12 protein-coding genes are annotated in these 14,624 nt (G+C 62.7%); 4 read left to right on the top strand and 8 right to left on the bottom strand.

Translation table 11 applies throughout. The annotated features are described in order from the left end of the window. The first annotated feature begins 48 nt into the window (after positions 1-48). Together B0E55_RS05280 and B0E55_RS05275 are read left to right on the top strand one after the other, a co-directional pair. Positions 49-1,020, top strand: coding sequence for an SGNH/GDSL hydrolase family protein (locus B0E55_RS05280; RefSeq protein ID WP_108912694.1), 972 nt, complete (start codon positions 49-51; stop codon positions 1,018-1,020). Positions 1,021-1,141: 121 nt separating this feature from the next. Further along, the gene (locus B0E55_RS05275; protein WP_080909216.1) at positions 1,142-2,359 is read left to right on the top strand and encodes an acetyl-CoA C-acetyltransferase; all 1,218 of its coding nucleotides are present in this window, start codon (positions 1,142-1,144) and stop codon (positions 2,357-2,359) included. Positions 2,360-2,425: 66 nt separating this feature from the next. Here B0E55_RS05275 and B0E55_RS05270 read toward each other — a convergent pair whose 3' ends face one another. The 8 genes from B0E55_RS05270 to B0E55_RS05235 all read right to left on the bottom strand — a co-directional run bounded on the left by B0E55_RS05270 (position 2,426) and on the right by B0E55_RS05235 (position 12,804). Then, positions 2,426-3,181: an enoyl-CoA hydratase/isomerase family protein gene (locus B0E55_RS05270; protein ID WP_080909215.1), complete on the bottom strand. Its 756-nt coding sequence runs from the start codon at positions 3,179-3,181 to the stop codon at positions 2,426-2,428. 120 nt (positions 3,182-3,301) lie between these two features. Next, positions 3,302-4,153 carry a Bax inhibitor-1/YccA family protein gene (locus tag B0E55_RS05265; RefSeq protein WP_007728810.1) on the bottom strand — a complete coding sequence of 284 codons (852 nt, stop codon included), beginning with the start codon at positions 4,151-4,153 and terminating at the stop codon, positions 3,302-3,304. 177 nt (positions 4,154-4,330) lie between these two features. Next, complete coding sequence (locus B0E55_RS05260; protein ID WP_080909214.1) at positions 4,331-5,467, bottom strand: class I SAM-dependent methyltransferase; 1,137 nt, start codon at positions 5,465-5,467, stop codon at positions 4,331-4,333. 73 nt (positions 5,468-5,540) lie between these two features. Continuing rightward, on the bottom strand, positions 5,541-6,227 hold the full coding sequence (locus tag B0E55_RS05255) for a nitroreductase (RefSeq protein WP_021345059.1): 687 nt from the start codon (positions 6,225-6,227) through the stop codon (positions 5,541-5,543). 68 nt (positions 6,228-6,295) lie between these two features. Beyond that, positions 6,296-7,201 (bottom strand): TIGR03619 family F420-dependent LLM class oxidoreductase, encoded by a 906-nt coding sequence (locus B0E55_RS05250; RefSeq protein ID WP_080909213.1) that lies wholly within the window; start codon positions 7,199-7,201, stop codon positions 6,296-6,298. A 3-nt stretch (positions 7,202-7,204) separates the two neighbouring features. After that, positions 7,205-8,056: an SDR family NAD(P)-dependent oxidoreductase gene (locus B0E55_RS05245; RefSeq protein ID WP_021332745.1), complete on the bottom strand. Its 852-nt coding sequence runs from the start codon at positions 8,054-8,056 to the stop codon at positions 7,205-7,207. Positions 8,057-8,102: 46 nt separating this feature from the next. Next, a complete protein-coding gene (locus B0E55_RS05240; RefSeq protein WP_108912693.1) occupies positions 8,103-10,508 on the bottom strand; it encodes a putative bifunctional diguanylate cyclase/phosphodiesterase in 2,406 nt (801 codons plus the stop codon). After that, positions 10,501-12,804 carry a putative bifunctional diguanylate cyclase/phosphodiesterase gene (locus B0E55_RS05235; RefSeq protein ID WP_241896009.1) on the bottom strand — a complete coding sequence of 768 codons (2,304 nt, stop codon included), beginning with the start codon at positions 12,802-12,804 and terminating at the stop codon, positions 10,501-10,503. Before B0E55_RS05235 ends, B0E55_RS05240 begins: the two co-directional genes overlap by 8 nt. Before the next feature lie 297 nt (positions 12,805-13,101). Here B0E55_RS05235 and B0E55_RS05230 point away from each other — a divergent pair, with 297 nt between their 5' ends. Together B0E55_RS05230 and B0E55_RS05225 are read left to right on the top strand one after the other, a co-directional pair. After that, positions 13,102-13,779: a TerD family protein gene (locus B0E55_RS05230; RefSeq protein ID WP_007728823.1), complete on the top strand. Its 678-nt coding sequence runs from the start codon at positions 13,102-13,104 to the stop codon at positions 13,777-13,779. A gap of 290 nt (positions 13,780-14,069) precedes the next feature. Further along, positions 14,070-14,264: a hypothetical protein gene (locus B0E55_RS05225; RefSeq protein ID WP_029255862.1), complete on the top strand. Its 195-nt coding sequence runs from the start codon at positions 14,070-14,072 to the stop codon at positions 14,262-14,264. Positions 14,265-14,624 lie beyond the last annotated feature (360 nt).

Here is a 14,624-nt window from a genome sequence, read left to right as displayed (position 1 = left end):
AAAACGGTGCGCGCGGACGTCGGGCGAAGGTGGTGCAATCCGGCTAGATTGGCAAGTGTGAGTCGAACCGGACTGAAAGCGTCGGTGGCCACGGTGGTGGCCGGATCGAGTGCAGGCACGCTCTCCTGGTTGGGCTACAACTATCTGATGTCGCAGGCGGGGGCGGCCCGCGGGGTGATCGGTCGCAATATCGCCAAGCCACCCGAGGCGGACGGGGTGTACGCACCCGGCGCCGACAACCCGGAACTCTGGTGGCGGGCCGTGCCCTTCGATCTCCACTTGATGGTCTTCGGCGATTCGTCTGCGGCCGGCGTCGGCGCGCTGACGGCGTCGGAAGTTCCGGGTGTGCAGGTCGCGAAGCTGCTTGCGAGTGAAACCGGGAAGCGAATCCGTTTGAGCACCAAGGCCATCGGCGGCGCCACCTCACGCGGGTTGAGTGGGCAGGTCGACGCCATGTTCGTCGCCGGCCCTCCCCCGGACGCTGCCGTGATCCTGATCGGCGCCAACGACGTCACGGCGAAGAACGCAATTCATGCTTCGGCTAAACGCCTCGGCGACGCGGTACGACGGCTACGCGAGAGTGGCGCCGTCGTTGTTGTCGGCACCTGCCCGGATCTGGGGGTGGTCACGGCTATCCCACAACCACTGCGCTCCGTGGTGCGTGAATGGGGTCATCGTCTCGCGCTCGCCCAGGCGTCCGCGACCAGAAACGCCGGGGGTCATCCCGTTCCACTAGCCGACCTGCTGGCCAAGGAATTCCTGGCCTCGCCCGACACGATGTTCTCGGCTGATCGTTTCCACCCGTCGGCGGCCGGCTACGAGCTCGCGGCGAAGCAGATCGTCCCGGTTCTCGCGTCGGCTCTGGGTGAGTGGCAGGGTGGCCCGCTACCCGAACTTCCCCACGTCTCGGAGGCGGCGCAAGCTCGCACCGTCGCGACCCGACTGACGGCAGCGGCAACTCAGTGGAAAGCCTTCGCGAGACGCACCAAACCCGCAGTTCAGCGCCCCGACGTCAACTGAGTGAGACTGCGTGACCACCATCTGGGAGCGGCAACGTAAATTGTAAGTCGAAGCTGCATTCAACTTGCCCTGCTCGACGGCGTTTCAAGCCGCCCACGAGCAGTACACAAAAGGAGTTTTCATGCCCGAGGCAGTAATCGTCTCAGCAGTACGGTCGCCCATCGGCCGCGCAATGAAGGGTTCGCTCAAGGACATCCGCCCGGATGACCTCGCAACTCAGATGGTTGCCGCCGCGTTGGCAAAGATCCCCGAGCTCGACCCCACCGAGATCGACGACCTCATGCTCGGTTGCGGCCAGCCCGCCGGACAGTCGGGCTTCAACATCGCCCGCGTCGTCGCCGTTCAGCTCGGCTACGACTTCCTCCCCGGTGTGACGGTCAACCGTTACTGTTCCTCCTCGCTGCAGACCACCCGGATGGCACTGCACGCCATCCGCGCAGGCGAGGGCGACGTCTTCATCTCCGCCGGCGTCGAGTCCGTCTCCAGTTTCATCACGGGCAACGCCGACGGCCTACCGGGCACCAAGAACCCGCTCTTCGACGCAGCGCAGGCTCGTAGCGCCAAGCTCGCCGCGGGTGGAGTCGCCTGGACCGATCCTCGCGAAGAGGGCCTGATCCCCGACGTGTACCTGGGCATGGGCCAGACCGCCGAGAACGTCGCTTCGGCCACCGCCATCACCCGCGAAGACCAGGACCGCTGGGCAGTGCGCAGTCAGAACCGCGCCGAGGAAGCCATCGCTCGCGGCTTCTTCGAGCGTGAGATCACGCCCGTCACGCTCGCCGACGGCACCGTCGTCTCCAAGGACGACGGCCCCCGCGCCGGCACCACCTACGAGGGCATCAGCGGCCTCAAGCCCGTCTTCCGCCCCGACGGCACCGTCACCGCCGGCAACGCCTGCCCGCTCAACGACGGCGCAGCCGCACTGGTGATCATGTCCGACACCAAGGCGAAGGCACTCGGCCTGACCCCGCTCGCTCGCATCGTCTCCACCGGGGTCTCGGGCCTGTCCCCCGAGATCATGGGCCTCGGCCCGATCCAGGCCGTCAAGAACGCCCTGAAGATCGCCGGCAAGTCGATCTCCGACATCGACCTGTTCGAGATCAACGAGGCATTCGCCGTGCAGGTCCTCGGATCCGCTCGCGAACTGGGCATCGAAGAGGACAAGCTCAACATCTCCGGTGGCGCGATCGCCCTGGGTCACCCCTTCGGTATGACCGGTGCCCGCATCACCAACACCCTGATCAACAACCTGCAGGAGCAGGACAAGACCTTCGGCGTCGAGACCATGTGTGTCGGCGGCGGACAGGGCATGGCAATGGTGATCGAGCGCCTCAGCTGATCCCCTGAGCACGTAGAAAGCGGCCGCCCGGCTTCTGCCGGGCGGCCGCTTTCGTATGGTCGTTTTTCAGGTAGTCGTGAATTTCCGAGCAAAACTCCCCAACTCGCGAATCAACGCTCGTGCAGCGTCGTCCTCACGCTGGACAGCGGCGCGGGCTTCGTCGGCCCAACCGTGGCGGAGCAGTCGCTTGGCGGCAAGGACTGCCGGTCCGATGTTGGCGGCAATCTGCTCGGCACTCTCGCGGGCACGTGCCTGTACCTGGTCGGCCGGTACGGCGGCCGTCGCCAGTCCGTAGGCGGCAGCTTCGACGCCGCTGAGCCACCGGGCCGACAGGATCAGCTCGGCGGCGCGCTGTGTTCCGATCACCTTGGGCAACAACCAACTACTGGCAGCTTCGGGAGCGGTACCCAGCGACGTGAACGGTGCCCGCAGGCGCGCGTTCTCGGCAACGTAGACGACGTCGCAGTAGAGCAGCATGGTCAGGCCGATGCCGACGGCAGCGCCGTGCACCGCGGCGATCAAGGGCTTCGGGAACTCCACCAGCGCAACGATCAGCGGCGCGAATGCATGGCCGAAGTCTGAATTGTCGGTGCCTGGTTCGGCGAGTGCGCGTAGGTCGACGCCACTGGAAAATGCCTTGCCTGCGCCCTCGACGATCACCACGGCCACGGCCTCGTCCGACGCCGCGTCGTCAAGCGCCTTGGTCAACGCTCGAAAACCGGCCGCATCGAAAGCGTTCAGGCGGCCCGGATTGTTGAAGGTCAGCGTTCGCACTGCTCCGGCATCCGCCACCAGCACGGGTTCGGTGGTGTTTGTCGACATTCGCTCCCCTTCGCTCCAAACCAAGCAGTTGCTAGGCATCCAAGCACCGTAACCGCCCACAGACGACAAAAGAAGGGCCCCTCGCGGGGCCCTTCTTCGTGTTACGGAACGACTCGAGAACTAGTCGTTGTTGAAGTAGCTCAGCAGACGCAGGATCTCGACGTACAGCCAGACCAGGGTGACGGTGAGGCCGAATGCGACGCCCCAGGCTGCCTTCTCCGGGGCCTGTGCGCGGATCAGCTGATCAGCGGCGTCGAAGTCGAGCAGGAAGCTGAAGGCTGCGATGCCGATGCAGACGAGGCTGAAGATGATGGCGAGCGTTCCGCCGTCACGCAGTCCCAGTCCGCCGTCGACGAAGAAGCTCGCGACGAGGTTGCCGAGCGCCAGAACGACAACGCCGATCAACGCGCCGATGATCATTCGCGTCAGACGCGGTGTCACCCGAATCGCGCCGGTCTTGTAAACCACGAGCATGCCGAAGAACACGCCGAAGGTGCCGAGGACTGCCTGCGCGATCAGTGCCGATCCGCCGACGCCACCGAATTGAATATCGGTGAACATGAACGACAGCGCACCGAGGAACAGACCCTCGGCGACGGCGTACGCCAACACGATTGCCGGGTTGTCCATCTTGCGACCGAACGTCGCGACCAGAACCAGAACGAGGCCGACAAGACCGCCGCCGATGACCAGCGGGGCTGCAAGGTCGGCGTTGTTGTTGACGAGGAAGTACGACACCAGTGCCGAGATCGTCAGCACACCGAGCGTGATGCCCGTCTTGGTGACGACGTCGTCGATCGTCATGGCCCGCGAGGTGGGACCGGTCTGGTACGGCTCGGCCGGAGCGTACTGCGGCTGACCGAACTGCTGGGTTGCCTGCGAGGCGCCCGCCGTCGCAGATCCGAACGAGGCGTATCCGTTGCCCTCTTGCTTGGGCAGATTGCGGAACACCGGGTTGCTGGTGGTGCGCACCGTGATCATCCCTTCATCGTGGTGGCCTACGACGGGTGCGTCGCGGGTTCGCCGTACGGATCCGAGTTTCCGACACGGTCCGTGTACCTGACTAAAAGTAAAGCACTCGTAATTTACAACGTCGAAGCGTCGGTTGTAGTTCCCGGCGCATTTCCGGAAGATCAACACTCTTCGATACTAGGACGGTTTGACCGACTTCATCACGATGAACTTCGCGTTCTTCGCCATCGCCTCGCTCGGACCCACCGCGGCTTTCAGCGGTTCGCGATACCCCAGATGCGCGTTGTGAACAGTCCACAACTCGCCACCCGGACGCAGGACGCGACCGGCGGCTTCGAACATCTTGAGTGCTCCGCCGGTGTGCACCGCCGCGCCGACGTGGAACGGCGGGTTCAACAGAACCAGATCGGCACTCGCACTGGGCAACGAACTCACGGCGTCGTCGCGCAGGCCGCTCACCCGATCGCCGACGCCGTTTGCAGTTGCGGTCGCCAGAGCCGAAGCGACGGCTGCCGAGGACTGATCCGTTGCGATCACGTGGACATCCGGGAACTTACGCGCGATCGCCGCCGCGAGAATGCCGCTGCCACAACCCAGATCGATCACGTCGCTCAGCGGATCGACCGCAATCTTTCCGAGGTTCTCCAGGAGCAACCGGGTGCCGATGTCCAGGCTCGCACCGGCAAACACGGCGCCGTGAGCAACGACGTCGAGGTCGAACTCGTCGAGGCGTTCGGTCATCGGGAACGTGATGGCAACATCGGCCTTCGGTTCCGATGCCTTGAGTACGCGGGACTTCTGACGCCCACGCGAGGCGCTGACGTCGGAAAACGATTCGCCGAGAACCTTGTTCATCGCCGGGGTGATGTGCTTGTCACGCCCACCGGCGAAGACACGAACCGCCGGGTCGGCGTGGAGCGCGATCAGCTGGGCGATCTCGGCAAGTTCGGCGAGGCTACGCGGCAATTGCATGAGCACGACGCGGGCGCCGCTGAGCAACTCCTCGTCCAGTCCGTGGGAGGTGAAGGCGTCACTGAATCCGAGTTCGCGCGCATTGTTCGCGAGGGCCAACTCTCCGGTGAGTGGATCCTGGTGAACCCGCACGGCGGCGATTCCGTGAACGAGCGCAACACCGGCGGTCAGCGCACCGTAGTGATCGCCGATCACGACGACGGTGCCCGCCGGCGCTGCGGCAAGAGCGTCGGCGGCCTCGTCGAGGATCAGACGATCAGCCGCGTCGACGGCAAAGAGATTGGGTGCCTCGACATCGGGGAATCGGCGCAGACGATCGAACAGTTCGGGTGTGTCGGACATGCCACCAGTCTTTCAGGTGGAACTACGCAACACTCAATCCCCCGACCAGCAGGTGATCAGTTCGACATCCCTGTCAGTTCGACATCCACTGCACGACGTTGTCGACGGTTTCGCGTTCGGTGCGGAATCCGTTCACCGGGTGGTCGGTGTCGGGGTACCCGAACGAGATCGCGCAGACAACCTTGCGCGTGTCGTCGATGCCGAAGTGCTCGTGAATGAACTTGGAGCTGCCCGCGAGCGCCGCCTGCGGAATGGTGGCGACCCCCAGGCTCTGGGCCGCGAGCAGGAAGCTGTTCACGTACAACCCGCAGTCGACGGCGCCGTAGGTGCCCAATGCCTCGTCGGTGGTGATGATCGCGACGTGGGGAGCGCCGAAGAGCTCGAAGTTCTTCATCGTCTGTGCCGCGGATCCGGCGCGGTCACCGTGCTCGATTCCGACGCTCGAATACAGCGCCATCGCGCAGTCGAACCGACGCGACTTGTAGATGCCCTGGTACTCGCGGGGGAACTCGAAGTCCGACTCCTGGGCGTTGGCCATCACGTACTCACCGAGGCCGGCGCGGAATCGTTCGGTGCCCTCTCCTTCGGTGATCGCAACCTGCCACGGTTGCGTGTTGCACCACGAGGGCGTCTTCTGCGCCAGCCGAAGGATCTCCTCGATCACCTCACGTGGCACCTGACGGTCCTCGTAGGCGCGGCAGCTGATCCGGGCGTCGAGCAACGCTTCCAGGCTCGTATCCACGACGATGCTCTCGGTCATGTGTTCTCTCCTCGATCAGGCTGCACTACAACACTTCGCACGATAGAACTACCGCCTCGACGCAATAGTCATCGGGTCACCTTTGCGAAGGCCGACACCAGCTCGCCGAACTCTGCCATCGCCGTGTCCGGATCCGGATCTACTGCTGCCAGCGCGACCAGCACATCGGTGGCACCGGATTCGAGCAGCTGTTCGGCGCCGATCATCGTCGCCGGGAGGTCGATCGAGCCGTCGGACCCGCGTACGACGGTCAGTCGCCCACGGACCTGCAATTCCGCTGGATCGCGTCCGAGATCCGCCATGGCCTTCCCGATGACGTCGATCCCTTCACGTAGGTCGTCGTCCGCGGCGCCCATGATCGGAATCCACCCGTCACCCCAGGTTGCGACGCGTCGTACGACGGCCTTGGATAGTGAACCGGATACCCAGATCGGTATTCCAGCGGCTGGACGGGGCGCGCAATACACGTCGTCGAACTTCAGACGAGGAGTGTCGATGCTCGCCGGCGCCGAACTCCACAGGGCCCGGCACACTGCAAGTGCGTCGTCGAGCAGCGGTCCTCGTTTACCGAAGTCCATACCGACGGCGTCGTATTCGCGTTCCTGCCAACCGGTTCCGACGCCAAGGTCGAGGCGGCCGCCGGACAGCAGATCGAGTGTCGCGGCCGTCTTGGCAAGTACCGCTCCCCCGCGCAGCGCCGCGATGACGATTCCGGTCCCCAAGCGAATTGTCTTCGTCTGTCCGGCAACAAAAGCCAGGACGGTCAGCGGTTCGAGCCAGTTGGCGTCAGGCTCGGTGGGGAACGCCGACCACGTGTATGCCGAGTTGTCCGAGCCCATCACCACATGATCGGTGACGAGGACCCGGTCGAAGCCGGCAGCTTCCGCGCTCTGACAGACCTGCACGAGTTTCCCGTAGGAGTTCTCCGCAAGGGTGGTACCGAAATTGGGAACGTTCAGACTGAAAGTTGTCATGTGTCAAGCCTTTCGGGGCCGGTTGGTCCAGCCGCCTTCTTCGGTGGGGAACCAGCCTCCGGCAGCGTGCGAGCCGCCGTCGACGTGGATGACGGTTCCGGTGATGTATCTCGCCAGGTCTGAAGCCAGGAACAGCGCGGGGCCGGCAATGTCGACCGGCTGGCCCGGTCCACCCAGCGGCGCCCACCCCGGCCACTTGTCCCAGTCGTCGGCAGGGACGATCCTGCGATACGGCACCTGTACCGACTCGATCAGATCCGGGGCAATGGCGTTGACGCGCACTCCGGTTCGACCGATCTCCACACCAAGACTTCTGGTGAACTGCGTCAGCGCGGCCTTGTATGCCGAGTACATGGTGTGGCCCGGGATCGCTCGATGCGCCTCCACCGTCGTCAGGTTCACGATCGATCCACCGACTCCGCGATCGATCATGCCGGGAAGCAGGGCATGGGTCAGGCGCACGACGTGATCGAAATTGATGTTGCCCGCCTCGGACCAGAATCCTGGATCCGTACCGGTGAACGCTGTCGGCGGGTTCAGGAAATGACCCACATTGTTCACCAGAACGTCCGGCGCGAACTCGGTCAACGCGACGGGGACTTCCTGCGCACGCACGTCGTACTCGAGATGGTTGATCGAACCACCTGCAGCTGAGTCGAATTCGACCTCGCCCAGCGGTGCCATGTCCACAACCAGAACTGACGCGCCATGCGAGGCAAATGCTCGAACGATCGCTGCGCCGATTCCCTGGGAACCGCCTGTGACCACTGCCTTCTTACCCACCAACATCGGCCCTGGGAAGTACGCCGATCCGACCACCACGAAGACACCCTTCTGCAGTTCGATGTGAATCACTTCGGCGTACCGTCACACATCGATCGCCAAAACGGGCGCAAAGTTCTCACTCAGTGGTAGCCGCGACACCCAGCCTGCTCGGACCGCCTGGTCGCTCATTCAAATAGTCCGGAATCTCGGCTGCCCGTATCGGCATTCCCTCGAGGTACCCCTGGATCACGTCACATCCGCACTCCGTCACTATCGCGCGCTGCCTCTCCGTCTCCACGCCCTCGGCAACGGTGTCCAGCCCGAGAGATTTGGCAATCGCGATGACGGCTCGCAGGACAGCGAACCTCGAATTCGAGGGATCCGCGTCCAGCGGTGCGACGAACGCCCGATCGATCTTCAACCGATCGAGCGGCAGCCGGGCCAAGCTGGCAACCGAGGAGAACCCTGTACCGAAGTCGTCCATCGCAATCGCGATTCCGAGCGCCGAGAGCTGTACCAACACATCTCGGTCGGCGTCGTCGATGACCAGCGATTCGGTCACTTCGATCTCGAGTCGGCTGGGGTGGAGGTTCACCTCGTTCAGTGTCTGGCGTACCGATTCGACGTATCGACTCGAACGCAGTTGCACCTGAGAAACATTGACGGCAACCCGAATGTCCTCCGGCCACGTTGTCGCTGCCGTGCAGGCAGCCCGCAAAACACCTGCACCGATCGGCACGATCAAGCCAGTTTCCTCGGCGACCGAAATGAAGTCTCCCGGCGAGACGAGACCTGAAGTCGGATGGTTCCAACGCAGCAGAGCCTCGAACCCGACAACAACTCCCGTCGCGGCTGAAACCTGCGGTTGATAGACCAACTCGAACTCTTCGTCGATCAACGCACGACGAAGATCCAACAGTGCTCTGGCCCTACCTGTCGCACGATCCCGCAAAGTCGCATCGAAGGCGCGAATCTGGTTCCGACCGCTCTCCTTTGCGTGGTAAAGCGCGAGGTCCGCAACAATCACCAGGTCTTCGAGGCTGTCGGCGTCGTCGGGCATCGAGCCGTACCCCAGACTGGCACGAATGCGAATCTGGTTGCCGACCAGTGAAAATGGTCGTTCGAATGAGTCGAGAATCGTTTGGAATCGTTCCTCAACCTCATCTGCACTCGCGATGTCGTCGAAGGCGGAGTCGTCGAAGGCGGAGTCGTCGAAGGCGATGGCAAACTCGTCACCCCCCAGTCGCCCACAGATCTCGTTCGATCGCAGAACGCTGTGCAGCCTGCTCGCAACATCGCGAAGCACGTCGTCTCCGACGTGGTGTCCCAACCGGTCGTTGATCGACTTGAAGTTGTCCAGGTCCAGAATCGCCAACCACACTCTGCGTCCGTCCCGAAGCCTCGACGAGAGCTGAGCGTTGAAGCTGTACCGATTCCTGAGTCCGGTCAGCGAATCGACTTCCGCCAGTCGCAAGATATTTTGACGCTGGTGATAGGAGTGCGTGATATCGGATCCGACACCGCGCCACCCGTAGTCTGCCCCGTCGCCGCTGCCCGGGTGACCTGACATCGACCACCAGCGAGTATCGCCCCTTACGACAACTTGCATGGTGAGGTCCCGAAACGCCGTCCCGGCTTGAAAATTCGCGGTGAGAAGATCAAGGGACTTCCTGCCCGCATCTGTTCGAGATGCGCCGATCCCGATCAGGATCTCGTGCATGGTGCGGCCCCGAATCTGCGCTGCCGGTAAACCGACCTGCTCGGCAAATCGGTACGACACGGTACTGGCGATACCGCGCGAATCGGTTTCCCAGAGCCAATCCTGCGCTCCGTCTTCGAGATCGTTGAGCAACAATTCGACGAGATCTCGTTCGTCCTCGGCTACGAGTTCGGCGCGTAGCCGTCTCTCGAAGAGGTTGGCCAACAGCAAAGTTCCGCTGTAGAGCGAACCTACGAAGATGACCAGCACCCCGATCAGCACGAAACGCGATGTGCCCGGTTCCGTCCAGAACGCCCCGGCCAGCCCGACTCCCACCAGGCTGATCCAGACGACAGTGATTCCGCGAAACATCATGGTGGGAAACACGCCGACCGCGATCCCACCGATCAAGGTCGAGCTCAGTACCAATTCGTCACCAGGATCGAGCATCGGGAAGAGAACGAGAGCCAAGCACGCCAGGAGCACTCCCCAGACAATGATTTCGACTGTGAGCACCACCAATTCGGTGGTCTGGGACTCTGAGACTCCAATACGCGAGCGCCGGAGCCAATAGACACTGAACCCAGCGCTCGACAACAGCATGACACTCGACCAGGCGAAGCTGAACCATCCGGCATCCACCGGCAGGAGCACCACGATCGCTGACAACGCAACCGCTGCAGTCAGAAACGACCACGGAAGTACGCGCGCGGTGAACCGCAGGCGTCGATCGAGTAAGCGACGGCGATCGTAATCCGAGAGGTGTTGTTCCGTGCCGCTGCGACCGAGCTTGCGCACAGACGTCTCGACACGACGCCTACGGAGTACCGCCGGGTCATCCACGTCGGCCTGCTACCGCCGCTGCGACCGCGTCGACCGACATGACCCCGCCGGCGATGTATCCCTGAACAGTCCTCACCCCTGCAGCGGCCACGGACTTCAAGTCCTCCTCACCGTCGACTCCCGAGACGACGACCTCCATGCCCAGCGCGTCGACCAGATCCACGACAGCTTCGAGAATCGGCCGTCCACCAGGCGCCGCACCCGAAATGGAGCGTTCTATCCGGACTCGGGTGAACGGAAGGCCGGACAGTGATGCGAGCGAGGAGAATCCGGCACCGAACTCGTCCACGGTCAGCGCGATTCCCATGTCCGCGATCGCGTGCAATGCAGACTTGGACTCGTCGGTGATCGCCGAGGATTCGTTGAGTTGGAGCTCGAGCTGATGTGCGCTGGCGTCCGATCGTCGAAGCGAATCCCCTATCGAGTCGACAAAGGAATCCGATTCGAGCTGACGCGTCGATACCGTGACGGCTACCCGCAGGTGATCAGGAAGACGCGACGCCGCCTCGCACGCCAGCTCGAAGACGGTCGTTCCTAGTGAATAAGCCAAACCGGTGTCGTCTGCGACGCTCATGAATTCGGCGGACGTCACAGCTCCGAGGCGGGCGTTGTGCCAGACCACGCGGACCTCCACGGCCACGATCTCGCGGGAGAGCACGTCGATCCTGGGCAGCAGCTCGAGTTCGAGGTCCTTCTCCGCGACGGTGTTTCCCAGATCTTCGAGTAGGCGGGCCCGCCGATCGGCCACGGACTTCATCGAGTCTCGATATTCACGCACGGCCCCGCGCCCGGATTCCTTTGCCGCGAACAACGCGAGGTCCGCAGCGCCCATCATTTCGTCGGCGGAGGACGGCAGTTCGGCGGGGAGGTAGTACCCGATGCTGCATCCGATCTCCAACCGCGTGCCGGCCACTGTGATCGGCTCATGCAGAGTTTCGATGTAGCGGCCGAGCAGAGTACGAACTTGCGAACTGTCACCTACATCGGTGAAAAGAATCGCGAACTCGTCTCCACCCAGACGTGCGAACAACTGTGACATTCCGCCGGCTTCGGACAGGCGATCCGCGACCTCTCGCAGAACCGCGTCGCCAACGGTGTGACCCAGTGTGTCGTTGACCGATTTGAAGTTGTCGAGGTCGAGCATGGCCAACGCGAGACCACTTTCGCTTGTGTACGGATCGCGCAGCAGTCGCTCGAGCTCGGTCCAGAAGCTGTGCCGGTTCGGCATGCCGGTGAGTGCGTCCACCCGACCCATCCGCACGATCTCGTCACTCTGCAGTTTCACTTCCGTGACGTCGGAACCGACTCCCCGCCAGACGAACTCGTCGGGCGTGCGGCCGGGGCGCGGGCGTCCGGAGATCTGCCACCACCGGATTTCACCGTGCACTCGGACCGGAACGAGCACGTCGACGAATGCGGTCTTCGTGTGGCGGGCTTGCTGCAACTCCATGAGCGCATCGATTCCGCCGGGGATCCGTAGGGTGCCCAATTCCATGAACAGGTCCTGCCACGCCGTTCCCTGCAACTCGGTGGAGTCCAGCCCCGCTTCGACCGCGAGCCGCGTCGGGATTCGGTTGAACTTGCCTTTCTGGTCGGTCTCCCACACGAAGTCCCCCGCGTTGCCTTCGAAATCTTCGAGAAGCATCTGCACAACCGATCGTTCCGACGCGGCGCTCAATTCAGCTCGGTAGCGAGATTCCAGGTTGCCCGAGACCACTATCGTGCCGCCGATCAGAGCTGCGCCGTAGGCGATCATTCCAATGAGAATTCGTTCGAACTCGGGCCCCGGTTGAAGCCAGAATGCCACCCCGAGGATGACCATATTGGACAGGATCCAGGTGACCCCCACCATCCGCAACATCGCGGTGGCCACGGCTCCGGCTCCGGTGATGGATGTGGTGACCGCTATCAGGATCAGGTCGCCGGAATCGTCCAGGATCGGGTACAGGACCAGGGCTAGCGAGGAATACAGGATCCCGACTACAGCAAATTCGATGATGAGAAACGCGTAGGACATCCGGTACGTGGGTGCGATCAGGTTGAAATGAATGGCGAGACCGACGCACATCCCCACCAACCCGATCACTCCGGACAGGAATGGCCACAGACGCGGCAACGGTCCGCTGTCCGGCGGAATCACATACAACGTCAGCCCGAGTGTGACGACGAGGTGGACAGCAGCGGCCCACGGCAGCACGCCGAAGGTGACGGCTATCTGCTCACGAGTGACGTCATCGCGCTGCGCGGGCGTCAATCTTTCTCTCTGGTGGGGTTGCAGAAGAGACAGGACCGACATCACTTACCTCCCGCTCCCACGACGCAATTCGAATCGGACGTCCGACTCAGCAATTCTCTCGTAATTAGGCACTGCGGTGTCAACCAGTACGTCCGACCTATTTCGGAGTCAGGTCTGCCCACAGACACAGTAATCAGCAAACTACTGGTCTGCCGGTAGTTGGTGCGGCAAGTTTGATGCCGATGGGTTGAAATCAGACATGAGGGACAATGGCCGGAGATCGCCGATCACGTCGGTGGAGATTCCTCGACGGGTAACACGATCGGACTCATTCGAGTTCAGACAAGGACTATCACGATGGCAATCGACTACACCCGACGTTCCGGCGAGTCCACTCCGTCGCAAGCACCGGTCAGCCTGAGCAAGATCACGCTCACCAAATCGGCACCGACGGTCAACCTCGCGAAGGCGGGTGAACGACAAGGCAATATGCGCGTGAACCTCAACTGGTCGCAGGGAGCACCACCGAAGAAGACCGGTTTCCTCGCCAAACTCGCCGGCGCAGGTTCTGGCGCGGTCGACCTGGACCTCGGATGCCTCTACGAACTTGCCGACGGGTCCAAGGGAGTGGTCCAAGCCTTGGGCAACAGTTTCGGTTCACTGACTTCTCCGCCCTACATCTCCCTCGACGGCGACGACCGCAGTGGTGCGAACACCGGCGGCGAGAACATGCACGTCAATCTCGGTGACCCAAGCGCTTTCCGGCGAATCCTGATCTTCGCGATGATTTACGACGGCGCCCCCAACTGGGCGGCCGTGGACGGCGTCGTCACCCTGTATCCCACCAACGGCCCCGAGGTGGAAGTGCGGCTCGATTCGGCCAGCAACCAGGAGCGGTTGTGCGCAATCGCTCTCATCCAGAGTTCAGGTCAGGGCGTGACGGTGACCCGCGAAGTTCAGTACATCAACGGCAGTCAGTCAGATCTCGATCGGGCCTACAACTGGGGAATGAAATGGGCGGCGGGACGAAAGTAGGTGTCACGGGCGGGGTGTCCCCCATCCGAATGACAATGTCTGAATCGTCCACAATGTCGCAAATTACTGGATAGTGTCGAGAAGTGGGGTCGGACATGAGGGGTCACGCTCGACACCGATAGTGGGTCGGTGACGCTATGTGCTTGGCGACACCGACGTTCGACCGGAAAGGCCCTCGATTTCCCCCGAGATCGAGGGTCTTTTCGTATCTTGCGTCACTGTTCGGACCCCTTTTATTAGTTGATCGTTAAACTAAGCGTTCGTCCAACATGTACCGATGGAGAACGTGAATGTCCACGAATTCAGATCGACGCCCGCGCCTGCCCGTGAGAATCGCCTACCTCACCGCGGGAGTTCTCTTTGTCGCCGCCATGCTCCTGCTGGCAAGCGTCGTCAATCCTGACCGGGACCGCGATTTCTCCATGAACCACGTCCCCGCGGGGACGTCGGTGACTTCCGTCGTCGCCACCACTGACCTCGGCTAACGAAGGTACTGGTACGTAAGTGGCGCGCGTCACGAACTGTGGGTACCTTCAACGCCAATGGTTCGCCGTAGGTCGGTATTGAGAGGGACGGCCAACCACTGCCCTGCCTGGTTGCCCCACCCAAGCAGGCAGGGCACCCCTTCAACTCCATCGACTTTTCTGCGGATCCACGCCGACGCACTCTGGCGTCCGGACAGTTTCACCGCAGCGCCTGCAGTAATGGGTCCGATGCCCGCCATTCTCGGTCGAGGCACACCCGCACACCTCCCAGCCGACGAGGCACGTATTGGCCGTCAGCGGGTGTCCGTTCGGGCAGCGGTCCGGGGATCGCTCGGTTAGCCGCATCTCCACATTTTCGCA

This window comes from Rhodococcus sp. 66b (assembly GCF_002076325.1).
Lineage (GTDB): Bacteria > Actinomycetota > Actinomycetes > Mycobacteriales > Mycobacteriaceae > Rhodococcus_F > Rhodococcus_F erythropolis.
Note: the sequence above shows the minus strand (reverse complement) of the source record. Positions and strands in the feature narration are given on the sequence as shown.